The 24,072-nt window shown below is 68.8% G+C and carries 21 protein-coding genes; 12 read left to right on the top strand and 9 right to left on the bottom strand.

Features of this window, described 5'->3' with window-relative positions:
* Positions 1–12 precede the first annotated feature (12 nt).
* The 6 genes from murJ to trxA all read left to right on the top strand — a co-directional run bounded on the left by murJ (position 13) and on the right by trxA (position 7,175).
* On the top strand, positions 13–2,172 hold the full coding sequence (gene murJ / locus ABT170_RS06200) for a murein biosynthesis integral membrane protein MurJ (protein ID WP_329944710.1): 2,160 nt from the start codon (positions 13–15) through the stop codon (positions 2,170–2,172).
* Between the two features lie 129 nt (positions 2,173–2,301).
* Positions 2,302–4,002, top strand: coding sequence for a serine/threonine protein kinase (locus tag ABT170_RS06195; RefSeq protein ID WP_329944709.1), 1,701 nt, complete (start codon positions 2,302–2,304; stop codon positions 4,000–4,002).
* A 25-nt stretch (positions 4,003–4,027) separates the two neighbouring features.
* Positions 4,028–4,732, top strand: a complete 705-nt coding sequence (sigM, locus tag ABT170_RS06190; RefSeq protein ID WP_351864447.1) for an RNA polymerase sigma factor SigM — start codon at positions 4,028–4,030, stop codon at positions 4,730–4,732.
* Positions 4,729–5,712 carry an RsmA family anti-sigma factor gene (locus ABT170_RS06185; protein WP_351864444.1) on the top strand — a complete coding sequence of 328 codons (984 nt, stop codon included), beginning with the start codon at positions 4,729–4,731 and terminating at the stop codon, positions 5,710–5,712. The genes sigM and ABT170_RS06185 overlap by 4 nt, the downstream gene beginning before the upstream one ends.
* Before the next feature lie 115 nt (positions 5,713–5,827).
* The gene (trxB, locus tag ABT170_RS06180; protein ID WP_266922177.1) at positions 5,828–6,799 is read left to right on the top strand and encodes a thioredoxin-disulfide reductase; all 972 of its coding nucleotides are present in this window, start codon (positions 5,828–5,830) and stop codon (positions 6,797–6,799) included.
* Positions 6,800–6,842: 43 nt separating this feature from the next.
* Positions 6,843–7,175, top strand: coding sequence for a thioredoxin (gene trxA / locus ABT170_RS06175; RefSeq protein ID WP_329944706.1), 333 nt, complete (start codon positions 6,843–6,845; stop codon positions 7,173–7,175).
* Between the two features lie 80 nt (positions 7,176–7,255).
* Here the strand turns inward: trxA and ABT170_RS06170 are convergent, their stop codons facing one another.
* The 9 genes from ABT170_RS06170 to rpmH all read right to left on the bottom strand — a co-directional run bounded on the left by ABT170_RS06170 (position 7,256) and on the right by rpmH (position 14,168).
* Positions 7,256–7,873 (bottom strand): GNAT family N-acetyltransferase, encoded by a 618-nt coding sequence (locus tag ABT170_RS06170; RefSeq protein ID WP_329944705.1) that lies wholly within the window; start codon positions 7,871–7,873, stop codon positions 7,256–7,258.
* Between the two features lie 303 nt (positions 7,874–8,176).
* Positions 8,177–9,265: a ParB/RepB/Spo0J family partition protein gene (locus ABT170_RS06165; RefSeq protein ID WP_329944704.1), complete on the bottom strand. Its 1,089-nt coding sequence runs from the start codon at positions 9,263–9,265 to the stop codon at positions 8,177–8,179.
* Entirely contained in the window at positions 9,262–10,338 is a 1,077-nt protein-coding gene (locus ABT170_RS06160; RefSeq protein WP_323179595.1) for a ParA family protein, read from the bottom strand. The genes ABT170_RS06165 and ABT170_RS06160 overlap by 4 nt, the downstream gene beginning before the upstream one ends.
* A 321-nt stretch (positions 10,339–10,659) precedes the next feature.
* On the bottom strand, positions 10,660–11,376 hold the full coding sequence (rsmG, locus tag ABT170_RS06155) for a 16S rRNA (guanine(527)-N(7))-methyltransferase RsmG (protein WP_266922181.1): 717 nt from the start codon (positions 11,374–11,376) through the stop codon (positions 10,660–10,662).
* A 109-nt stretch (positions 11,377–11,485) separates the two neighbouring features.
* Entirely contained in the window at positions 11,486–11,998 is a 513-nt protein-coding gene (locus ABT170_RS06150) for a Jag family protein (RefSeq protein WP_266922182.1), read from the bottom strand.
* A gap of 14 nt (positions 11,999–12,012) precedes the next feature.
* On the bottom strand, positions 12,013–13,281 hold the full coding sequence (yidC, locus tag ABT170_RS06145; RefSeq protein ID WP_329944703.1) for a membrane protein insertase YidC: 1,269 nt from the start codon (positions 13,279–13,281) through the stop codon (positions 12,013–12,015).
* A 3-nt stretch (positions 13,282–13,284) separates the two neighbouring features.
* Positions 13,285–13,644 carry a membrane protein insertion efficiency factor YidD gene (gene yidD / locus ABT170_RS06140; RefSeq protein WP_266922184.1) on the bottom strand — a complete coding sequence of 120 codons (360 nt, stop codon included), beginning with the start codon at positions 13,642–13,644 and terminating at the stop codon, positions 13,285–13,287.
* Positions 13,641–14,012 (bottom strand): ribonuclease P protein component, encoded by a 372-nt coding sequence (gene rnpA / locus ABT170_RS06135; protein WP_266922185.1) that lies wholly within the window; start codon positions 14,010–14,012, stop codon positions 13,641–13,643. Before rnpA ends, yidD begins: the two co-directional genes overlap by 4 nt.
* Before the next feature lie 18 nt (positions 14,013–14,030).
* A complete protein-coding gene (gene rpmH, locus ABT170_RS06130) occupies positions 14,031–14,168 on the bottom strand; it encodes a 50S ribosomal protein L34 (RefSeq protein ID WP_003967884.1) in 138 nt (45 codons plus the stop codon).
* A 381-nt stretch (positions 14,169–14,549) separates the two neighbouring features.
* On the opposite strand from rpmH, the gene dnaA reads away from it, so the two are divergent.
* The 6 genes from dnaA (at position 14,550) to gyrB (ending at position 24,041) form a co-directional block, all read left to right on the top strand.
* Positions 14,550–16,373: a chromosomal replication initiator protein DnaA gene (dnaA, locus tag ABT170_RS06125; protein WP_329944702.1), complete on the top strand. Its 1,824-nt coding sequence runs from the start codon at positions 14,550–14,552 to the stop codon at positions 16,371–16,373.
* Between the two features lie 1,137 nt (positions 16,374–17,510).
* The gene (gene dnaN, locus ABT170_RS06120; RefSeq protein WP_329944701.1) at positions 17,511–18,641 is read left to right on the top strand and encodes a DNA polymerase III subunit beta; all 1,131 of its coding nucleotides are present in this window, start codon (positions 17,511–17,513) and stop codon (positions 18,639–18,641) included.
* 140 nt (positions 18,642–18,781) lie between these two features.
* On the top strand, positions 18,782–19,660 hold the full coding sequence (gene gnd / locus ABT170_RS06115; RefSeq protein WP_329944700.1) for a phosphogluconate dehydrogenase (NAD(+)-dependent, decarboxylating): 879 nt from the start codon (positions 18,782–18,784) through the stop codon (positions 19,658–19,660).
* A 46-nt stretch (positions 19,661–19,706) separates the two neighbouring features.
* A complete protein-coding gene (gene recF / locus ABT170_RS06110; RefSeq protein WP_329944699.1) occupies positions 19,707–20,867 on the top strand; it encodes a DNA replication/repair protein RecF in 1,161 nt (386 codons plus the stop codon).
* 74 nt (positions 20,868–20,941) lie between these two features.
* A complete protein-coding gene (locus ABT170_RS06105) occupies positions 20,942–21,472 on the top strand; it encodes a DciA family protein (protein WP_329944946.1) in 531 nt (176 codons plus the stop codon).
* A gap of 499 nt (positions 21,473–21,971) precedes the next feature.
* Positions 21,972–24,041: a DNA topoisomerase (ATP-hydrolyzing) subunit B gene (gene gyrB / locus ABT170_RS06100; RefSeq protein ID WP_329944698.1), complete on the top strand. Its 2,070-nt coding sequence runs from the start codon at positions 21,972–21,974 to the stop codon at positions 24,039–24,041.
* Positions 24,042–24,072 lie beyond the last annotated feature (31 nt).

The following is a 24,072-nucleotide window of genomic DNA, read 5'->3' as shown; positions in this document are numbered from 1 at the left end:
GGTGGGGTTTCGATGAACGCGCCGTACGACGGTGACCGCGGCCAGGGTGTGGGCGGGGGAGGGTATCCCGGCGGGCCACCCGTGCCTCCGGGCTCCGGCCAGGACGGTCCGGTGCCATCCGACCCGTACCTCCAGCACGCCTACGAGCACGACCCCTACCGGGCGCAGGACCTCGCCGCCCAGGATCCGGTGAACGAGGCGCTCTACGACCGCGCCTCGCACCCACCGCCGCCGCCCGGCACCTACCAGGAGCCGCAGCCGCTCTACCAGCAGCCTCCCCCGGCCCCGTACGCCCCCGACCCGCGCCTCTGGGCCCAGACCCCGCCGCCCGAGCCCGCAGGCCCCTCCCGCCACCTGCCCTACGGCGACAACGCGGCGACCACCCAGTTCGTCGGAGTGGACGCGCTGGTCACACAGGCGTCCGACGACCGCGAGGAGCCGGACGCCTTCGCCCACCTCTTCCGTGACCAGGAAGGCACCGGAAGGCCGCCGGGTCCGCCGGAGCCCGAAGCCGCCCCGGCACCGGTACCTCCGAAGTCCGGCGGCCGCGCCTCCAGTCTGCTGAAGTCCAGCGCGCTGATGGCGGCCGGCACCCTCGTCTCCCGGCTCACCGGCTTCGTCCGCAGCCTGGTCATCACCGCCGCGCTGGGCGCCGCGATGCTCGGTGACAGTTTCACCATCGCGTACACCCTGCCGACGATGATCTACATCCTCACCGTGGGCGGCGGCCTCAACTCGGTCTTCGTACCCCAGCTCGTCCGCTCCATGAAGGACGACGAGGACGGCGGCGAGGCCTACGCCAACCGGCTGCTGACACTGGTGATGGTCGCGCTCGGCCTGATCGTCGCCGTGGCGGTCTTCGCCGCGCCGCTGCTGATCCATCTCATGTCGAGCACGATCGCGAACGACGCGGCGGCCGACAGTGTGGCCGTCACCTTCGCCCGGTACTGCCTGCCGACCATCTTCTTCATGGGCGTGCACGTGGTGATGGGGCAGATCCTCAACGCCCGCGGAAAGTTCGGCGCGATGATGTGGACCCCGGTCCTCAACAACATCGTCATGATCTTCACGTTCGGTCTGTTCATCTGGGTCTACGGCACCTCCGCCGAGTCCCGGATGGGGGTGGACACGATCCCGCCGGAGGGCGTGCGCCTGCTGGGTATCGGCACCCTGCTCGGACTGGTCGTCCAGGCCCTCGCGATGATCCCGTATCTGCGCGAGGCGGGGTTCCGCTTCCGCCCGCGCTTCGACTGGAAGGGCCACGGCCTCGGCAAGACGATCAAGCTGGCCAAGTGGACCGTCCTGTTCGTCCTGGCCAACCAGGCGGGTGTGCTCGTCGTCACCCAGCTCGCGACCTCGGCCGGCAAGCTCGCCGGCAAGGACGGCACGGGCTTCCTCGCCTACTCCAACGCCCAGCTGATCTGGGGCATGCCGCAGGCCATCATCACCGTCTCCGTCATGGCCGCGCTGCTGCCCCGCATCTCCCGGGCCGCCCACGACAACGACCCCGGCGCAGTCCGCGACGACATCTCGCAGGGGCTGCGCAACTCCGCGGTCGCCATCGTGCCGGTCGCCTTCAGCTTCCTCGCGCTCGGGCTGCCGATGTGCACCCTGCTGTACGCCTCCAGCGGCACCGAGGCCGCACGGTCCATGGGCTTCATCCTGATGGCCTTCGGTCTCGGCCTCATCCCGTACTCCGTGCAGTACGTCGTGCTGCGCGGGTTCTACGCCTACGAGGACACCCGCACCCCCTTCTACAACACGGTCATCGTCGCCGCGGTCAACGCCGCCGCCTCCGCGCTGTGCTACGTCGTGCTTCCCGCCCGGTGGGCGGTCGTGGGCATGGCGGCCTCGTACGGACTGGCCTACGCGGTGGGAGTGGGTATCGCCTGGCGACGGCTGCGCGACCGGCTGGGAGGCGATCTGGACGGTGCCCATGTGGTGCGTACGTACGCCCGGCTCTGCCTGGCGGCCATCCCCGCCGCGGTCATCGGCGGCGGCGTGGGCTACGCCCTTCTCGAACTCCTCGGCGACGGGGCTCTCGGCTCGCTCGTCTCGCTGATCTGCGGCGGCATCCTCCTCCTGGGCGTCTTCTTCACAGCCGCGAAGAAGATGCGCATCGAAGAGGTCAACGGCCTGATGGGTATGGTCCGGGGACGGCTCGGACGCTGAAGACACGTCCGACCGCACAACCATCGCCGGACTCCGCGTGTCGTGCATAGCGCCGGAGTGTGGGCACAATTGGCGTGACTGTGCAGAGCTGGCTGGCATCGCGCAACGGATGGGGAGGCAGGAACGACGGTGGCGGAACGTAGCACGGCTGCCGTCGACGTGGCCGACAACAGCGGCGACGAGCCGCTGACCGCCAAGGCGGACGAGGCCACGACCGACGGGACGGCGGAAGCCAAGGAATCAGCGGGCGAAGGCCCCAACGACGCGGACGGTGAGCGGGACAGCTCCGATGCCGTCCCGGCGACGCCCGATCTGCACAGCGGTCACAAACTCGCCAGACGCTACCGGCTCGAGGAGTGCGTCACCCGTCTGGACGGATTCAGCAGCTGGCGTGCCGTCGATGAGAAGCTGCGCCGCGCGGTGGGCGTTCATCTGCTCCCCGCCGACCACCCGCGCGCCCGCTCGGTGCTGGCCGCGGCCCGGTCCTCCGCCCTGCTCGGCGACCCGCGCTTCGTGCAGGTCCTCGACGCGGTCGAGGAGGACGATCTCGTCTACGTCGTCCACGAATGGCTCCCGGACGCCACCGAGCTCACCGCTCTGCTGGCCGCCGGACCGATGGACGCCCACGACGCCTATCAGCTCGTCAGCCAGATCTCCCAGGCCATGGCGGCCGCCCACCGCGAGGGGCTGGCCCACCTCCGGCTCACGCCCGGCGCCGTCCTGCGCAGCTCCACCGGGCAGTACCGCATCCGCGGGCTCGCCGTGAACGCCGCACTGCGCGGCATCACCGCCGAGCGCCCCCTGCGCACGGACACCGAGGCGATCGGCGCCCTGCTGTACGCCGCGCTGACCCAGCGCTGGCCGTACGAGAGCGACGCCTACGGCCTCTCCGGGCTGCCCAAGGGCATGGGGCTGATCGCTCCGGACCAGGTGCGGGCCGGCGTCCACCGCGGTCTCTCCGAGCTCGCCATGCGCGCGCTCGCCAACGACGGCGCCACGGCCTCCCGGCAGGAACCGCCGTGCACCACTCCCGACGAGCTGGCCAAGGCGGTCGCGGCGATGCCGCGCATCCTGCCGCCCGAGCCCACCTTCACCGCCCCGCCCGCGTACCAGCGCACCACCTACCAGCAGGGCACCTACGGACGCCCGTCGGCCCGTCCTGCCTCGGCGACCCAGCCCGTGATGACGGCACCGCCCGCCCCGCTCCAGAGCCGCACCGGAAGGGCCCTCAAGTGGGCCGTGTCCGCCCTGCTCATCGCCGCCCTGGGGCTCGGCAGCTGGCAGCTCGCCGAGACACTCCTCAACCACAAGAACGACAGCACGGACCCCGGCACCACACAGACCACCCCGGACGTCAACGACGACAAGAACGCCATCAAGGGCGGCAAGCCCATCACCATCGCCGGAGCACGGGACTACGACCCGCTCGGCGTGGACGGCTCCGAGAAGCCGGGGTCGATAAAGAACGTCCACGACGGAGACCCCAGCACCTTCTGGAACACCGACGGCTACTACAGCGCCGACTTCGGCCGGCTCAAGGAGGGCGTCGGCGTCGTTCTCGACCTCGGCAAGGTCCAGCAGGTCGGCTCCGTCGACGTCACCTTCCTCGGTGGCACCACCTCGGTCGAGCTCCGCACCACGGAGGACCCGTCCGTCCCCGCGCTGCCCGGCGGCTTCAAGAAGATCGCCGAAGGATCCGGAACAAAGGTGTCCCTCAAGCCCGGCAAGCCCGTGCAGGCACGGTACGTTCTGGTCTGGCTGACAAATCTGCCGCTGAGCGACGACGGGAACTACCGGGGCAAGGTCGCGGACATCAAGATCACCAGCTGACGGCACCAGGGGAGGGGGCTCACCGTTGGACGACGCCAGATTCGCCGACACAAGCGACCAGGATCTCCTGGCCCAGCACGTAGCAGGCGAACCGGACGCCTTCGGTGAGCTCGTACGCCGCCACCGCGACCGGCTGTGGGCCGTGGCACTGCGCACCCTCGGGGACCGCGAGGAGGCGGCCGACGCCGTCCAGGACGCCCTGGTGTCCGCCTTCCGGGCCGCCCACACCTTCCGCGGTCAGTCCGCCGTCACGACATGGCTGCACCGCATCACCGTCAACGCCTGCCTCGACCGCGCCCGCAAGGCCGCCTCGCGCAGAACGGCACCGGTCGAGGACGCCGAACGGTTCGATCAGCTCCTGGAGCCCCACGAGTCCGCCGAGGCACCCGCGGAACGTCAGGATCTGCACCGCCAGCTCCTGGCCGCCCTCACCACGCTGCCGCCCGAACAGCGCGCCGCGCTCGTCCTGGTCGACATGCAGGGCTACCCCGTCGCGGAAGCCGCCCGCATCCTCGACGTACCGACCGGCACCGTGAAGAGCCGCTGCGCACGCGGGCGGGCGAGACTGGCGCCCCTTGTCACCCATCTGCGCGGTGATGTCGGGGATAGTGGCAGCCTTTCCGTGGGAAGGAACCGGACGCCCGGGACATCCGTCCCATCGGCATCGGGACCAAGGGACTCGGAAACGAGTGATCCCGCGGCAGTGAAGGGAGGAGGTGGGCGCGCATGACATCCACGGCCGACACGGCTCAGCACCCCGATGTCTCGGAGATCTCCGACCTCACCGAAGGACTTCTTCCCCCCTCCCGCACGGCGGAGGTCCGCCGGCATGTCGACGGCTGCGCGCTCTGCGCAGATGTACGGACCTCGCTGGAGGAGATCCGCAGCCTTCTCGGCACACTCCCGGGCCCCCAGCCGATGCCCGAAGACATCGCCGGCCGCATCGACGCCGCTCTGGCCGCGGAGGCCCTCCTCGACTCCACCGTCCCCGGCGAAGAGGCCGATGTTTCACGTGAAACATCGGCCCCCACCAAGAGCCAGACGGATCCCGCCGAGCCCTCGGAAGCCCTGCCGGGACAGCGCACCCACGACATCCCTGCGGACCGGCCCGCAGGCCGCCCACCGGCACCCACAGGCCCCGGGCGCCGCGCCTCCGGGCGCCGCCGACGTACCGCGGTCCTCGGCGCGGCGTTCGGCGCCGCAGTGATCACCATGGGCGTCCTGTTCCTCCAGCCCTTCCAGGCCTCGCAGGACAAGACGACCAGCATGGCGGACCACAGCGCCGGCACCGACAAGAGAAGCGCCGGCAGCTTCTCGGAGGGCACCCTCGAAGAAACGGTCCAGGACCTGCTCAGCGCCACGACCGCCTCGAAGAGCCCCCGCGGCCAGAAGCAGCAATCGGACTCCGGCGCCAGGACGACCGGCGAAGTCGGCTCTCCCGAGGCCACAGAGGCCACCGCCCCGGACAAGCCGTTGCGCACCGCCACCGTGGACGTGCCCCCGTGCGTCCAGCAGGCCACCGGCCGGAACACCGCGGCCCTCGCCATCGACGAAGGCCGCTACCAGGGCAGAGACGCCTTCCTCGTGGTCCTCCCGCATGCCACCGACACCACGCGCGTCCAGGCCTATGTCGTCGCCGCCACATGCGTCGGCGCCGGCCCCGGGGCCAAGGGGCAACTGCTGCTCACCCGCCCCTACAGCCGCTCCTGAGCACGGCTCCGGCACGTCGGGAATGCATCGCCCGTAGGATCCGTTGGGTGGGGTGAGAGTCGTTGAACCGGCCCCAGTAGGCAGTAGGCAGTCTGCAGAGACGAGGAAGTAACCCGTGAGCGACGTCCGTAATGTGATCATCATCGGCTCCGGACCGGCCGGGTACACCGCCGCCCTGTACACCGCGCGGGCATCGCTGAAGCCGCTGGTCTTCGAGGGTGCTGTCACCGCCGGTGGTGCACTGATGAACACCACCGACGTGGAGAACTTCCCCGGCTTCCAGGACGGCATCATGGGCCCCGAGCTCATGGACAACATGCGCGCACAGGCGGAGCGCTTCGGTGCGGAGCTCATCCCCGACGACATTGTCTCCGTCGACCTCACCGGCGCCGTCAAGACGGTCACCGACACCGCCGGTACGGTGCACCGCGCGAAGGCCGTCATCGTGACCACGGGCTCGCAGCACCGCAAGCTGGGCCTGCCGAACGAGGACGCGCTTTCCGGACGCGGTGTCTCCTGGTGCGCCACCTGTGACGGCTTCTTCTTCAAGGACCACGACATCGCCGTGGTCGGCGGCGGCGACACCGCGATGGAGGAGGCGACCTTCCTTTCCAGGTTCGCCAAGTCCGTCACGATCGTCCACCGCCGCGACACCCTGCGCGCCTCCAAGGCCATGCAGGACCGTGCCTTCGCCGACCCGAAGATCAAGTTCGCGTGGGACAGCGAGGTCGCGGAGGTCCGCGGTGAGCAGAAGCTCTCCGGTCTGACCCTGCGCAACACCAAGACGGGCGAGACCTCGGAACTCCCGGTGACCGGCCTGTTCATCGCCGTCGGCCATGACCCGCGCACCGAGCTCTTCAAGGGTCAGCTCGACCTCGACGACGAGGGTTACCTCAAGGTCGAAGCGCCCTCTACGCGCACCAACCTGACGGGTGTCTTCGGCGCCGGTGACGTGGTCGACCACACCTATCGACAGGCCATCACGGCTGCCGGTACCGGCTGCTCCGCCGCTCTGGACGCCGAGCGCTTCCTCGCCGCACTGGCCGACGAGCAGCTCGCCGAGCCGGAGAAGACCCCGGCCGTCTGATCTTCCTCATCTCACCCCACAACGAGAATCTAAGGAGGCCGCCGTGGCCGGCGACCTGAAGCACGTTACCGACGCCACCTTCGACGAGGTGGTCCTCAAGAGCACCAAGCCCGTACTGGTGGACTTCTGGGCAGCCTGGTGCGGCCCCTGCCGCCAGATCGCCCCGTCGCTGGAGGCCATCGCCGCCGAGCACGGCGACCAGATCGAGATCGTCAAGCTCAACATCGACGAGAACCCGGCCACCGCCGCCAAGTACGGCGTGATGTCCATTCCGACGCTCAACGTCTACCAGGACGGCGAGGTCGCCAAGACGATCGTCGGCGCCAAGCCGAAGGCCGCGATCCTCCGCGACCTCGAAGGCTTCATCAGCGAGTAGCGCCACCCGCACGATGTTTCACGTGAAACGGGCCCGCCCCTCCAAGGGGCGGGCCCGTTCCGTTTCCCAACGGCGTCCGTTCAGAGCGGACGCAGTACCGGCTCCTTCTGCACAGCCCCCAGCAGCCGGTCGAGAGCGAGTTCGACGTCCTCCTTCCAGGAGAGCGTCGTGCGGAGCTCCAGCCTCAGCCGCGGATACGCCGGGTGCGGGCGGACCGTCTTGAAGCCGACCGCGAGCAGATGGTCGGCCGGCAGTACACAGGCGGGCTTCTTCCACCGGGCGTCCCCGAAGGCCTCGATCGCCTTGAACCCCCGTCGGAGCAAGTCCTTGGCCACCGTCTGCACCAGAACGCGTCCCAGCCCCTGTCCTTGATATCCGGGCAGGATCATCCCTGTGATGAGCTGAACGGCATCGGGGGACACGGGGCTGGTGGGGAACGCGGTCGATCGCGGGACATACGCGGGCGGCGCGTAGAGCACGAAGCCGGCCGGTACATCATCGACATAGACCACCCGGCCGCAGGAACCCCACTCCAGCAACACCGCCGAAATCCAGGCTTCCTTCTCCAGCTCGGGCCTGCCCGCCTTTACCGCGGCTTCCCCGCTGACCGGATCAAGTTCCCAGAAGACGCACGAGCGGCAACGCGAGGGGAGATCGGGAAGGTTGTCGAGTGTGAGCGGTACGAGTCGACGCCCCATGAAGGCGATTCCTCACTTCCTGCACCCGCCGCATCACGTGCGGCTGTCAGCGCACTCCGTTCGCGGAACAGACTGCCGACGAAACCTCCGACGGCCCCCAGGCCCAAACCGACAGTCAGCAGTCGGCTGCGGCTCACTGTTCGCACGGCCCTGCCCTCCTCCGAGGTGGATCAAGGTGGATGCGCCATACCAGAACGCATCGTATCCACCCAGAGATGCCGCGGATACCGAGGAAGAGCAAAGGGCGGGCCGTGTTCCGGAATCCATCGGAACACAGCCCGCCCCGCACAGGTCCTGCCGGTCTCAGCCCTCGTCGTCCTCGGCCGAGCCCTCAGCGGTTCCGCGCTCCAGCACCCGCCCCTCGCCCGGGGCGAGGCTGCCGAGAATCCGGTCCAGATCCTCCATCGAGGCGAACTCGACGACGATCTTGCCCTTCTTCTGACCGAGGTCGACCTTCACCCTGGTCTCGAACCTGTCGGAAAGCCTCGATGCCAGATCGCTCAGCGCGGGCGACACCCGTCCGCCGGCCCTCGGACCCTTCGACTTCGGTGAACTCGTGGGGCTCGACCCCATGAGCGTGACGATCTCCTCGACCGCACGCACCGAAAGCCCCTCGGCCACGATGCGATGGGCCAGCCGGTCCTGCTCCTCCGAGTCGTCCACGGACAGCAGCGCACGGGCATGGCCGGCCGAGAGCACGCCTGCCGCGACCCTCCGCTGCACTGGCGGCGAGAGCCGCAGCAGGCGCAGGGTGTTGGAGACCTGAGGACGGGAGCGCCCGATGCGGTCGGCGAGCTGGTCATGGGTGCACTTGAAGTCCTTGAGGAGCTGGTCGTACGCGGCAGCCTCCTCCAACGGGTTCAGCTGAGCCCGGTGCAGATTCTCCAGAAGAGCGTCCAGGAGCAGCTTCTCGTCGTCCGTCGCCCGGACGATGGTCGGGATCCGCTCCAGACCCGCCTCACGGCAGGCCCTCCAGCGACGCTCACCCATGATGAGCTCGAAGCGGTCCGGCCCCACCTTCCGCACGACAACGGGCTGGAGCAGACCGACCTCCTTGATGGAGGTGACGAGTTCGGCGAGAGCATCCTCGTCGAACACCTCCCGGGGCTGCCGGGGGTTCGGTGTGATCGACCCGATGGGCACCTCGGCGAAGTACGCCCCTGCGGAGCCCGTCGCCCCGGTGGTCTTCTCAGGCTCGGCCTCCGGAGAGCTCGGTTCCGGCACCACCGGAGCCTGCGGAAGGGTGGTCACCTTCGCGGCGGCCACTCCACGCTCCGCCGTCAGTACCGGACCCGCGCCGGCCGTCCCGGGGGACGGCACCTGCTTCTCCTGCGGAGCCGCGGGGATCAGCGCACCGAGCCCACGCCCCAACCCTCTACGACGCTCACTCACTGAATGCCCTCCGAGATGCTCTGCTGGCTGTTCTGACTGCCCGTGTGGGCATGCTGGGCCTCGTAATGCACCCCGACGCCCCGCAGGGCGATCTCACGAGCCGCTTCAAGATACGACAGCGACCCGCTGGATCCCGGGTCGTAGGTCAGCACGGTCTGCCCATAGCTCGGAGCCTCCGAAATACGCACCGAGCGCGGAATGCTCGTCCGCAGCACTTCCTTGCCGAAATGGGTTCGGACCTCTTCGGCGACCTGCGAAGCGAGCCTGGTCCTGCCGTCGTACATCGTCAGCAGGATCGTCGACACATGCAGATCCGGGTTCAGGTGTCCGCGCACCAGGTCGACGTTCCTCAGCAGCTGCCCCAGTCCCTCCAGCGCGTAGTACTCGCACTGGATGGGGATCAGCACCTCGGCTCCGGCGACCATCGCGTTGACCGTCAGCAGGCCGAGCGAAGGCGGGCAGTCGATGAGGATGTAGTCCAACGGCTGCTCATACGCCTGGATCGCCCGCTGAAGCCGGCTCTCCCGCGCCACCAGCGACACCAGCTCGATCTCCGCACCGGCGAGATCGATGGTGGCGGGAGCGCAGAAGAGACCTTCGACGTCCGGGACCGGCTGGACCACCTCGGAGAGCGGGCGGCTCTCCACCAGGACGTCATAGATGGAGGGAACCTCGGCGTGGTGGTCGATCCCCAGAGCCGTGGAAGCGTTGCCCTGCGGGTCGAGGTCGACCACCAGAACGCGCGCACCGTGCAGGGCCAGCGAAGCGGCAAGGTTGACCGTCGAGGTCGTCTTGCCGACCCCGCCCTTCTGGTTGGCCACCACCATGACGCGGGTGCGGTCGGGGCGGGGCAGCCCCTCGCCGGCGCGGCCGAGGGCCTCGACCGCCAGCTGGGCCGCACGACCGATGGGTGTGTCGTCCAGCGGCGGCGGTGTTTCACGTGAAACACCCTCCCCCGCGGACTCGGTTCGGGGACCGGGGACCGGATCGGTCATCGGTCCCGCGATGTTGGCGTCGGACCGCAAGGATTCACTCTCCTCGACTTCAGGCTCGCAATGAACAGAGCCTGCCATGCTTTCGGGGTCGTGAACCAGCGAGGCCCGCTGTTCTGTGGATGAATCCACTTCTGTGGACAACTCGGTAGCTCTTACGGGCCCGGCAGCCCTCACGGGCTTACGGTCGCGCGGCGTGGCAGCCGCACGACCGCGGCTGATGATTCCCTGCAGCAGAGAGCGACGTTTCACGTGAAACACGATGCCCCCGCAGCCCAACTACCAGGCCACGACACTCCGCACGCGCACGTATGACCTCTTCACCGGAGCAACGCCAACAAGTGAGGCACACCGCGGATAACGGACAACCGTGTATCGCCGCCCCGCGCGACCGGTCGGACGTCAGCGCCGCCGACGTGTCCGGCCCACCCTCGCGGCCTTGGCCCTCTTTGCGGCGAACCTCACACCACCCGGGCTCTCCCCGACCACCACACGCACCACCGTGGACAGCGGGTCGACCACACCCTCACCGACGTGCAGCACCTCGGTCTCGACCACGCCGAGCTTGCTCAGTGCGGCACGGGCCCCCTGGATCTCCTCCTCGGCCGTGTCGCCCTTCAGCGCCAGCATCTCGCCGTAGGGACGCAGCAGGGGAACGCCCCAGCCCGCGAGCCGGTCCAACGGGGCAACCGCGCGAGCGGTCACCACATGAACGGGCTGGAGCGAGCCGAGGACCTCTTCGGCCCGGCCACGGACGACCGTCACATGGTCCAGGCCCAGCAGCTCGACGACTTCCTGAAGAAAATTGGTCCGGCGCAGCAGCGGCTCCAGCAGGGTGATCTTCAGATCCGGGCGCACGAGAGCCAGCGGAATACCGGGAAGGCCGGCCCCCGAGCCCACATCGCACACCGTGACACCCTCGGGAACCACCTCGGAGAGCACCGCGCAGTTCAGCAGGTGCCGCTCCCACAGCCGCGGCACCTCACGCGGGCCGATCAGGCCGCGCTTGACCCCGGCGTCCGCGAGGAGCTCCCCGTACCGGACAGCCTCCGGGAAGAGCTCTCCGAATACCGCCTGCGCCTCTTCAGGCGCCTGGGGGAGCTCTGCTGCCTCCGTCACGGGGACCGTCCTTCCGTACCGCACTAGCGCACTGTGGGTGGCTGACTATCAGGCTGACAAAGATCGGCCCCGCCTGCGAACAGACGGGGCCGACAGTACAAGGATCCGGTCAGGCCGGGAGAACGACGACGAAGCGCTGCGGCTCCTCGCCCTCGGACTCGCTCCGCAGACCGGCTGCCGCGACCGCGTCGTGCACGACCTTGCGCTCGAACGGCGTCATCGGGTCCAGCTTCATCGGCTCGCCCGAGGTCTTCACCTCGTCCGCGGCCTTGGCACCCAGCTCGGCGAGGACCTCACGCTTCTTGGCCCGGAAACCGCCGATGTCCAGCATCAGACGGCTGCGGTCACCGGTCTCGCGGTGCACGGCCAGACGCGTCAGCTCCTGAAGCGCCTCCAGCACCTCACCGTCGCGGCCCACGAGCTTCTGCAGTTCACGTGCCGAGTCGCTGATGATCGAGACCGCGGCCCGGTCCGCCTCGACGTCCATGTCGATGTCGCCGTCGAGATCGGCGATGTCGAGCAGGCCCTCAAGGTAGTCGGCTGCGATCTCCCCTTCCTGCTCAAGGCGGGTCAGGGTGTCGCTGCTGCCCTCAGCGGCCGTGGAGGTGGTGCCTTCCGTCACGGATGGACTCCTTCTTACTTCTTGGACGGGTGCTTGGGCCGCTGCGGGCCCTTGCGCTGTCCGGACTTGGCTTGGCGTGAGGAGCCGGACGCGGGCTTGCCCGCCGCCTTCGGCTTGTCGTCGTCCTGCGAGGCGTCGCGCTTCTCCAGCGAGGTCTTGGAGCCCGAATCAGCGGAATCGGAGTCCTTCGCGCCGCCGGCCGTGGCGGCCCCCGTCTGCCGCTTCGCCTTGGTCTGCCGCTTGGGCTGGTGCCGCTTCTGCGCACCGCCGCCCTCGGCCTCGGCAACAGCGGTGTCGCTCTTGGCAACCGTGCCGTCCTCCTGGGCCGCGAGACCCAGCTTGGCCAGACCGGTGATGAACTTGCGCTCGATGTCGTTGCGGTCCGGGCCCTTGGCGACGATCCGCTTGACGGTGTTGCGCCGCGTCCGGCCGCGGACCTCGCCGCGGGCGGTCACGCTCTTCAGCAGACGTCCCAGGTACTGGTCCTGCGCCTTGCTGCCCGGCGTCGGGTTCTGGTTGATCACGTACATCTGCTGACCCATGGTCCAGACGTTGGTGGTCAGCCAGTAGACGAGGACACCGACGGGGAAGTTGATGCCCATCACGGCGAAGATGACCGGGAAGATGTACATCAGCATCTTCTGCTGCTGCATGTACGGGGTCTTCACCGTCAGGTCGACGTTCTTCGTCATCAGCTGGCGCTGCGTGAAGAACTGCGACGCGGACATCATCACGATCATGATCGCGGTGACGACCCGGACGTCGGTCAGCGAGGCGCCCAGCGCCTGGACCTTCTCCTCGGAGTCCATGAACTTCGCGGCCAGCGGGGCGCCGAAGATGTGTGCCTGCCGGGCGCTGTCGAGCAGCGGCTGGTCGATCACACCGATCGTCTTGCCCGAGGCGATCGCCGAGAGCACGTGATACAGGGCGAAGAAGAACGGGGACTGCGCCAGGATGGGAAGGCACGAGGAGAGCGGGTTGGTGCCCGTCTCCTTGTACAGCTTCATCATCTCTTCGGACTGACGCTGCTTGTCGTTCTTGTAGCGCTCCTGGATCGCCTTCATCTTCGGCTGGAGCACCTGCATGTTCCGGGTCGACTTGATCTGCTTCACGAAAAGCGGGATCAGGCAGATCCGGATCAGCACCACCAGGGACACGATGGACAGGCCCCAGGCCCAGCCCGTGTCATCACCGAAGATCGCCCCGTACAGCTTGTGGAACTGAACGATGACCCACGAGACAGGGGTGGTGATAAAGCTGAACAGACTGGCAATCGTGTCCACTAATCAGGCTCCTTGAGCTTTGGGCGAGGTCTCTGTGGCCGAGCTGGGAGGTTCGGGGACCGAGCCTCCGGGCGGCACATCAGCGGCGGAGTCCCCGCCCTTGCCACCGCGCAGAGCGTTGCGCAGCAACTCGTGCCAACGCGGGCGCCTGCGTGGCGGGACATGATCCACACCGCCGGGTGACCACGGATTGCATCGCAGGATGCGCCATGCGGTCAGCGCTGTTCCCTTGATCGCACCGTGCCGGTCGATCGCCGTATATCCATAGTGGGAACACGACGGGTAGTAACGGCAGACAGGCCCGAGAAGTGGGCTGATCGTCCACTGGTACAGCTTGATGAGAGCCAGCAACGGGTACTTCATCGCGCGCCCCCTCCCAGCAGCCGCTGCAGGGCGGCGTCCAGGTCTCGGGCCAGCTGTGCATGGTCGGCGTCGCCCGATCCGGGCAGCGCTCGTACGACAACAAGGCTACCGGGGGGCAGCTCAGCCAGCCGTTCGCGGACCAGATGGCGAAGCCTTCGCTTCACGGCGGTGCGTACGACCGCTCCACCCACAGCTTTGCTGACAACGAAACCCGCACGCGGCGGGGGAACAGTCTCCCCAGTCACGTGCGGGTCCGTTGCACCGCTGCTCAGATGGACGACGAGTAGCGGACGTCCGGCTCGACGTCCTCGTCGTACTGCGGTCGCGAAGTCCTCGCGCCGCCTCAGCCGATTCTCGGTAGGCAGCACGTCATGACCTGTAAGCGATCAGGCGGACAGGCTGCTGCGGCCCTTGCCACGGCGGTTCGCGAGAATCGCACGGCCGGCACGGGTACGCATACGCAGCCGGAAGCCGTGGGTCTTGGCGCGACGACGGTTGTTCGGCTGGAAGGTGCGCTTGCTCACTCGGGGGCTCCAGAAATGATTCGTGTGTTGGCGGGACATCGCCTGGCTGTCACCGTGCGCCCACGAGGAACTCGCGTAAACGCCTTAGTGCACCGCTTCACAATCACAGATCGTGATCTTTGCCCATCGGAGGCAGGCGGCAGCAGCCATCGACAACTCGACCTGGTCACGGTACGCGCGGCTACGCCATCCGGTCAAACCGGCCCCGCACAGGCCCCCACTATGCACAGCCTGTGGACAACAACTTGAACCACGCGGGTCGGCCTGACTACCGTGGCTGAACTCCGGTTCTTTTCCTTCCCGCCTGCCGGGCCTCACCCGACCCGACCCATCCCGTCCCGAGAACCACACATTCGTGGGACCTGCGAGAGAGCGTGCCCCGTGGCTGACGTACCTGCCGATCTTGCCGCAGTGTGGCCACGAGTGCTGGAACAGCTCCTCGGGGAGGGCCAGCAGGGCATCGAGCCGAAGGACAAGCAGTGGATCGAGCGCTGCCAGCCGCTGGCACTCGTCGCCGACACCGCACTCCTGGCCGTCCCCAACGAATGGGGCAAGCGTGTCCTGGAGGGCCGGCTCGCGCCGCTCATCAGCGAGACGCTCACCCGTGAGTGCGGCCGTCCGATCCGGATCGCGATCACCGTCGACGACTCCGCCGGCGAACCGCCCACTCCGCCGGCGCCCCCGATGCACCAGTCGCACCAGCAGCCCCACCAGGGCCAGCAGGCGCACCGCTACCAGGGGCAGCCGCTCGACGACTCCCCGCACAACGACGGGTACGACAATTACGGGCACCGGCCCTCGGACGACGGCATGCCGACCGCCCGCCCGGCCTACCCCGACTACCAGCAGCAGCGCCCCGAGCCCGGCGCCTGGCCGCGCACCCAGGAGGACCTCTCCTGGCAGCAGCCGCGGCACGGCGGCTACCAGGACCGCGAGCAGCATTCCGAGCCGTGGCGCGAGCCGTACGGCACCGGGCGCCCCCAGCAGCCGCAGCACGACTACCGCTCGCAGCCGCCGGAGCGCCAGGGCTACGAGCAGCGCCCCGAGCGTCACGACATGCAGGAGCAGCAGCCGCAGCACCGCCAGGGCGGTCCCGGCCCCGGTCGTACCGGAGGCGGCGGCCCCGGCCCGATGGGCGCCCAGTCGGCGCCCCCGCCCGGTCCCGGTGAGCCCCACGCCCGGCTGAATCCGAAGTACCTCTTCGACACCTTCGTCATCGGCGCCTCCAACCGGTTCGCGCACGCCGCGGCCGTCGCCGTCGCCGAGGCGCCCGCGAAGGCGTACAACCCCCTCTTCATCTACGGGGAGTCCGGACTCGGCAAGACCCACCTGCTGCACGCCATCGGGCACTACGCGCGCAGCCTCTATCCGGGCACCCGGGTGCGGTACGTGAGCTCGGAGGAGTTCACCAACGAGTTCATCAACTCGATCCGCGACGGCAAGGGCGACACGTTCCGCAAGCGCTACCGCGACGTGGACATCCTGCTGGTCGACGACATCCAGTTCCTGGCGAGCAAGGAGTCGACGCAGGAGGAGTTCTTCCACACCTTCAATACGCTCCACAACGCCAACAAGCAGATCGTGCTCTCCTCCGACCGGCCGCCCAAGCAGCTGGTGACCCTGGAGGACCGGCTGCGGAACCGGTTCGAGTGGGGCCTCACCACCGACGTACAGCCGCCCGAGCTGGAGACGCGCATCGCGATCCTCCGGAAGAAGGCGGTGCAGGAGCAGCTCAACGCCCCGCCGGAGGTGCTGGAGTTCATCGCCTCCCGCATCTCGCGCAACATCCGCGAGCTGGAGGGCGCGCTGATCCGGGTGACGGCCTTCGCCAGTCTCAACCGGCAGCCGGTCGATCTCGGGCTGACCGAGATCGTGCTCAAGGACCTGATCCCGGGCGGCGAGGACTCGGCCCCGGAGATCACCGCGCCGGCCATCATGGCGGCGACGGCGGACTACTTCGGTCTGACGGTGGAGGACCTGTGCGGATCCTCCCGCAGCCGCGTCCTGGTGACGGCGCGCCAGATCGCGATGTACCTGTGCCGTGAGCTGACGGATCTCTCCCTGCCGAAGATCGGCGCGCAGTTCGGCGGCCGGGACCATACGACGGTGATGCACGCGGACCGGAAGATCCGGGCGCTGATGGCGGAGCGGCGCTCCATCTACAACCAGGTCACCGAACTCACCAACCGCATCAAGAACGGCTGACGCGCGCGGCGTACACCGCGCCGCGCGCACGAAAGGCGCCCCGGAAGGACTCCACGGTCCTCCGGGGCGCCTTTCGTCGTGCCTGCCGTCCCCGCCTGTCGAGTCCCCGCAGCCCGCCCCGCGCTCTTCGACACGCCGGAGCGGAACGTGTGGTGACACTCTCGCCGGACGTCCTCGCGCCCCTGTGCCGACGCCCCGGCGGCGTCTCGATCGGCGCTGAGAAGCCTCTGAGGCTCTCCAGCGGCTCCTCCGAAGGGTCCTGGAACGCCCAGGAGAGCCGCTGAAGGGCTCCTGGAGAACTCCTTTAGGGCCTCAAAACCTGCCCCGAGCGCGCCCCGGAACCCCGGCCCGGCCCCTCCCTCGCGCCACCGCTGTTCGAATACGGGCCGTCGAGTGCCCCTTCTCCACAGATGTGCGAGGAATCTTCCGTCCACAGCCTGGGGAACACGAAGTTGTCCATATTGCGTCCACAGGGGCAGCTGTCGATACTCCATCAGACCAGGTCAGGTGCCTGGGGATTTGTGGTCAACAATGATCCACAGCCTGTGGACAAAGTTTTGGCCCACAGGGAGCCTCCGAGGTTGTCCACCGTCGGCCCACAGGCGGATCGGTGTTGTCCCCAGCTTCTCCACAGCCCTGTCCACTGTTCGGCAACCCAACATGCCCTTTCACCGCCGAGAGTGAAAGGCGTCACACCAAGAGGGTCGGTTGGGCTGTGGGGAACATGGGTAAAGCTGGGGACAGGTCTGGGGAGAAGTGGCCCCCTCCTGTGCATCGGGTGTGCAGAACTTTTCTGTGTCCACAGAAGCGCCTGGTTGTCCACTGCTGCACCCACAGGCGCAGTGGATAAAAAACCGGCTCTGACCTGCGCAAACGACGTTATCCACGGTTTCCACAGGGCCTACTACTACTACCACTCAGAGTTAGCCAGGGATCCGCTTCGAAGTGGGGCCTGTGTACAACTCGACCGGCGAGTGCCGCGACGCTCTTGGCGCGACTTGACCCCGAGCAGCAACGACTGTCGGTGCCGTACGTCAGACTGGACCCCGGCGTCCTCCCCAGCCCATCGGCGGGGAGACCCCATCCAGACGACGAAGGCCAGCAGGGCGAGCGAGCAACAGCAGGAGGCGGTTTCCGGTGAAGATCCGGGTGGAGCGCGATGTACTCGCGGAGGCGGTGGCCTGGGTGGCCCGCAGCCTCCCGGCACGGCCGCCGGCGCCCGTTCTCGCGGGCCTTCTGCTGAAGGCTGAGGACGGGGCCCTCAGCTTCTCCAGCTTCGACTACGAGGTCTCGGCCAAGGTCTCGGTGGACGCCGAGATCGACGAGGACGGCACGGTGCTCGTCTCCGGCCGTCTGCTCGCCGACATCTGTCGTGCCCTGCCCAACCGGCCGGTGGAGATCTCCACCGACGGTGTGCGGGCCACCGTCGTCTGCGGCTCCTCGCGGTTCACACTCCACACCCTTCCTGTGGAGGAGTACCCGGCGCTGCCGCAGATGCCGACCGCGACGGGCACCGTCCCCGGTGAGGTCTTCGCCTCCGCCGCCGCCCAGGTGGCCATCGCCGCCGGCCGTGACGACACGCTGCCCGTCCTGACCGGTGTGCGGATCGAGATCGAGGGCGACACCGTCACCCTCGCCTCCACCGACCGCTACCGCTTCGCGGTCCGCGAGTTCCACTGGAAGCCGGAGAACGCGGACGCCTCGGCCGTGGCCCTGGTGCCCGCCAAGACGCTCCTGGACACGGCCAAGGCGCTGACCAGCGGCGACACGGTGACACTGGCGCTGTCCGGATCCGGTGCGGGCGAGGGGCTGATCGGTTTCGAGGGCGCGGGCCGCCGCACGACGACGCGACTGCTCGAAGGCGATCTGCCGAAGTACCGGACGCTCTTCCCCACCGAGTTCAATTCGGTCGCGGTGATCGAGACCGCGCCGTTCGTCGAGGCCGTCAAACGTGTGGCGCTGGTCGCCGAGCGGAACACCCCGGTGCGGCTCAGCTTCGAGCAGGGCGTCCTGATCCTCGAGGCCGGCTCCAGCGACGACGCACAGGCTGTGGAGCGGGTCGACGCGGTGCTGGAGGGCGACGACATCTCGATCGCCTTCAACCCGACGTTCCTGCTGGACGGTCTGAGCGCGATCGACTCCCCGGTCGCCCAGCTCTCGTTCACGACCTCCACCAAGCCCGCCCTGCTCAGCGGCCGACCGGCCGTCGACGCGGAGGCGGACGACGCGTACAAGTACCTGATCATGCCGGTCCGCCTCTCCGGCTGACCTCGCGGATCCGCGAGACGGTCCACGCACGGCAGTTTCCGGCGGGCACGCTCAGCGCTGAGCATGCCCGCCGTTCTGTCCCCGGCCGGGCGTAGGCTCGGCCCTGGGTACGAATCGGCACAACGCTTAAGGAATCTCTGATGGAGCTCGGTCTCGTCGGCCTCGGCAAGATGGGCGGCAACATGCGCGAGCGCATCCGCCGCGCAGGCCACACCGTCATCGGTTACGACCGCAACCCGGACGTCTCCGATGTCCAGAGCCTCGAAGAGCTCGTGGGCAAGCTGAAGGGCCCGAGGGTCGTGTGGGTGATGGTCCCGGCCGGTGCCGCGACCCAGTCCACGATCGATGAGCTGTCGGCGCTGCTGTCCCCCGGCGACATCGTCGTGGACGGCGGGAACTCCCGCTGGACGGACGACGAGAAGCACGCCGTCGAGCTGGGCATCAAGGGCATCGGCTTCGTCGACTGCGGCGTCTCCGGCGGTGTCTGGGGCCTGGAGAACGGCTACGCGCTGATGTACGGCGGCGACGCCGAGAACGTCGCGAAGGTCCAGCCGGTCTTCGACGCCCTCAAGCCCGAGGGTGACTTCGGCTCCGTACACGCGGGCAAGGTCGGCGCCGGCCACTTCGCGAAGATGGTCCACAACGGCATCGAGTACGCCATGATGCAGGCCTACGCCGAGGGCTGGGAGCTGCTGGAGAAGGTCGACTCCGTCACCGACGTGCGTGAGGTCTTCCGCTCCTGGCAGGAGGGCACGGTCATCCGTTCCTGGCTGCTCGACCTGGCGGTCAACGCGCTGGACGACGACGAGCACCTCGACAAGCTCCGGGGCTTCGCCGCCGACTCGGGCGAGGGCCGCTGGACGGTGGAGGCCGCGATCGACAACGCGGTGCCGCTGCCCGCGATCACGGCGTCCCTGTTCGCGCGGTTCGCCTCGCGTCAGGACGACTCCCCGCAGATGAAGATGATCGCCGCGCTGCGCAACCAGTTCGGCGGGCACGCGGTCGAGAACAAGAAGTAGTCCCAGCAGCACACGGCGGAACAGGAAAGTCGGGAGGTCGGCGCGGATGCACGTCACCCATCTCTCACTGGCCGACTTCCGCTCGTACGCCCGGGTCGAGGTCCCGCTCGACCCGGGCGTCACCGCGTTCGTGGGGGCCAACGGCCAGGGCAAGACCAACCTGGTGGAGGCGGTCGGCTATCTCGCGACGCTCGGCAGCCACCGGGTGTCCTCGGACGCGCCGCTGGTGCGGATGGGCGCGGAGCGGGCCGTCATCCGGGCCGCGGTAACCCAGGGCGAGCGCTCGCAGCTGATCGAGCTCGAACTCAACCCGGGCCGCGCCAACCGTGCCCGGATCAATCGGTCCTCACAGGTCAGACCGCGTGACGTGCTGGGCATCGTACGGACGGTGCTGTTCGCTCCGGAGGATCTGGCCCTGGTGAAGGGCGATCCCGGCGAACGCCGGCGGTTCCTCGACGAGCTGATCACGGCGCGCTCGCCGCGGATGGCGGGGGTCCGCTCCGACTACGAGCGGGTGCTCAAGCAGCGCAACACCCTGCTGAAGTCCGCGGCGATGGCGCGCAGGCACGGTGGCCGGTCGATGGACCTGTCGACGCTCGATGTGTGGGACCAGCATCTGGGCCGGGTGGGCGCCGAGCTGCTGGCACAGCGGCTGGATCTGATCGCGACGCTCCAGCCCCTGGCCGACAAGGCGTACGGGGACGTGGCGCCGGGCGGCGGTCCGGTGGCGCTGGAGTACCGCAGCTCCGTGGGGCCCGAGGTGGGTACCGGAGCGGACGCCGGGCCCGGGGCGGCGGGGGCGCATACGCGCGAGGAGCTGTACGAGCAGCTGATGGCGGCGCTCGCGGGGGTCCGCAAGCAGGAGATCGAGCGCGGTGTGACGCTGGTGGGCCCGCACCGGGACGATCTGGTGCTGGGGCTGCGCGGGATGCCCGCGAAGGGCTACGCGAGCCATGGCGAGTCCTGGTCGTACGCGCTGGCGCTGCGGCTCGCCTCGTACGAGCTGCTGCGTTCCGAGGGCAATGAGCCGGTGCTCGTCCTGGACGATGTCTTCGCCGAGCTGGACGCCCGCCGCCGGGAGCGGCTGGCGGAGCTGGTGGCTCCGGGGGAGCAGGTGCTGGTGACGGCGGCGGTGGAGGACGATGTGCCGGGCGTGCTGGCGGGGACGCGGTACGCGGTGACCGCCGGCGAGGTGGAACGGGTATGACCGGCCGGGACGGGGACCCGGCGGGTTCGCCGGGGACGGCCGGGGGCGGTGCTGGTGAGCCGTCGCGCGGCGGCATGGGCGGGGCGCCGAAGCCGCCGGACGTGTCGGGGGTGGACCTGGCGCGGGTGGCGCTGCGCGCGGCGAAGGAGCAGGCCCGTGCGCGGGGCGCCGCGGCGCAGCAGAAGAAGCAGGCCAGGCGGGGCGGCGGGCTGCGGTCGGGGGCGCGGTCGGACGGGCGTGATCCGCTGCCGCTGGGGTCGGCGATCAACCGGCTGATCACCGAGCGGGGCTGGGAGACGCCGGCGGCCGTGGGCGGTGTGATGGGGCGCTGGCCGCAGATCGTCGGTGACGATCTGGCGAATCATTGTGTGCCGCTGCGTTACGACGAGGATCCGGACGCGCGGGTGCTGACCGTGCAGTGCGATTCGACGGCGTGGGCGACGCAGCTGCGGCTGCTGGCTCCGCGGCTGGTGGCCCGGCTGAACGAGGACCTGGGGCAGGGCACGGTCCGGATGATCAAGGTGCTGGGGCCGGGGGGGCCGCGGCGCGGGTTCGGTCCTCTGCGGGCGCCGGGAAGTACGGGCCCCGGGGATACGTACGGCTGAGCCGCGCGTCCCGCCGTTCCGGCCGGGCGTGGCCGGGGTGCTCGCCGTGCGCAGGGGCGCCCCGGCGTCCCGGCGGCCGGGATTCCGCGGTCTCCGGCCGTGTCCGCGGGCCCGTCTCCGGTCCTGCCGAGCGGTTGTGGAGAACCGTCGTGGCACCTCGCTGAGCTGGGCTTTCGCTGTGATTCGGCGGGTGCGCGGGGGTCGGGTCGGCCCGTTGTGCGGGGGTGGAGACCGGGCCGTGGGGCCGGGGCGTCCCTCACCGTAGTGGGAGGTTGACAGGCCGAAGCGCTCAATGCCCGCCAGGGCCTCTTGGGGCCCCATCCTGAATATGGGGAGTCGTCAGCCGCTCATTCAGGGCGGCACATGCGGACTCAGGTACCGGCAAACCCCCATTCATGTCGGCGCTACCGGTAGACTGATGGACAATCCCGCTCCTGTGCGGGATTCGTCGATACAAGCCGAACGACGCAGCCGCTCCCGCCTGTCCGGAGAACGGCCTGTGCTGTGCCAGAAAGGGCGCTTCGTGGCCGATTCCGGCAACCCCAACGAGAACATTCCGTCCACAGCCGGTGAGCCGGGCGAGGTCACCGCCTCGTACGACGCCAGCGCGATCACCGTGCTGGAAGGGCTGGACGCGGTCCGCAAGCGACCTGGCATGTACATCGGCTCGACCGGTGAGCGCGGCCTGCACCACCTCGTGCAGGAGGTCGTCGACAACTCGGTCGACGAGGCGATGGCGGGCCACGCGGACACCATCGACGTCACGATCCTCGCCGACGGCGGGGTGCGTGTGATCGACAACGGCCGTGGCATCCCGGTCGGTATCGTGCCGTCCGAGGGCAAGCCCGCCGTCGAGGTCGTGCTGACCGTGCTGCACGCGGGCGGCAAGTTCGGCGGCGGCGGCTACGCCGTCTCCGGCGGTCTGCACGGCGTCGGTGTCTCCGTCGTCAACGCCCTGTCCACGCGGGTCTCCGTCGAGGTCAAGACGGACGGCCACCGCTGGACCCAGGACTACAAGCTCGGCGTCCCGACCGCCCCGCTGGCCAAGCACGAGGCCACCGAGGAGTCCGGCACGACGGTCACCTTCTGGGCCGACGGGGACATCTTCGAGACCACCGAGTACAGCTTCGAGACCCTCGCGCGCCGCTTCCAGGAGATGGCGTTCCTCAACAAGGGCCTCACCCTCAAGCTCACCGACGAGCGGGAGTCGGCGAAGGCGACGGCGGGCGCGGACAGCGCGGACGCGGTCGAGCCGGCCGAGGAGGAGACCGCCCGATCGGTCACGTACCACTACGAAAACGGCATCGTCGATTTCGTGAAGTACCTCAACTCCCGCAAGGGCGACGTCATTCACCAGTCGGTGATCGACATCGCGGCCGAGGACAAGGAGCGTCTTCTCTCGGCCGAGATCGCCATGCAGTGGAACACTCAGTACACCGAGGGTGTCTACTCCTTCGCCAACGCGATCCACACGCACGAGGGCGGTACGCACGAGGAGGGCTTCCGGGCGGCGCTCACCTCACTGGTCAACCGGTACGCGCGCGACAAGAAGCTGCTGCGCGAGAAGGACGACAACCTCACCGGTGAGGACGTCCGCGAGGGCCTGACGGCGATTATTTCGGTGAAGCTGGGCGAGCCGCAGTTCGAGGGCCAGACGAAGACCAAGCTGGGCAACACGGAGGCCAAGACCTTCGTGCAGAAGGTCGTCCACGAGCAGCTGACGGACTGGTTCGACCGGAATCCCAACGAGGCCGCGGACATCATCCGCAAGGGCATCGCCGCGTCGACCGCCCGGGTGGCGGCCCGCAAGGCCCGTGACCTGACCCGCCGCAAGGGGCTCCTGGAGAGCGCCTCGCTGCCGGGCAAGCTGAGCGACTGCCAGTCGAACGACCCCACCAAGTGCGAGATCTTCATCGTCGAGGGTGACTCCGCCGGTGGTTCGGCGAAGTCGGGCCGTAACCCGATGTACCAGGCGATCCTGCCGATCCGCGGCAAGATCCTGAACGTCGAGAAGGCCCGGATCGACAAGATCCTCCAGAACACCGAGGTCCAGGCGCTGATCTCGGCGTTCGGTACCGGGGTCCACGAGGACTTCGACATCGAGAAGCTCCGCTATCACAAGATCATTCTGATGGCGGACGCCGATGTCGACGGCCAGCACATCAACACCCTGCTGCTGACGTTCCTCTTCCGCTTCATGCGGCCGCTGGTCGAGGCGGGGCACGTCTATCTCTCGCGCCCGCCGCTCTACAAGATCAAGTGGGGCCGTGACGACTTCGAGTACGCGTACTCGGACCGTGAGCGGGACGCGCTCGTGAATCTGGGCAAGCAGAACGGCAAGCGGATCAAGGAAGACTCGATCCAGCGCTTCAAGGGTCTCGGCGAGATGAACGCCGAGGAGCTGCGCGTCACGACGATGGACGTCGACCACCGGGTGCTCGGCCAGGTCACGCTGGACGACGCGGCGCAGGCCGACGACCTCTTCTCGGTGCTGATGGGTGAGGACGTCGAGGCGCGGCGCTCGTTCATCCAGCGCAACGCCAAGGACGTCCGCTTCCTCGACATCTGAGTCGGCCGTACAAGCAAGCCGCAGCTCGAAA

Origin of the sequence: Streptomyces sp. NPDC001787, from assembly GCF_040297465.1 — a bacterium.
Classification (GTDB): Bacteria; Actinomycetota; Actinomycetes; order Streptomycetales; family Streptomycetaceae; genus Streptomyces.
This window is presented reverse-complemented; position numbering and strand designations above follow the sequence as displayed.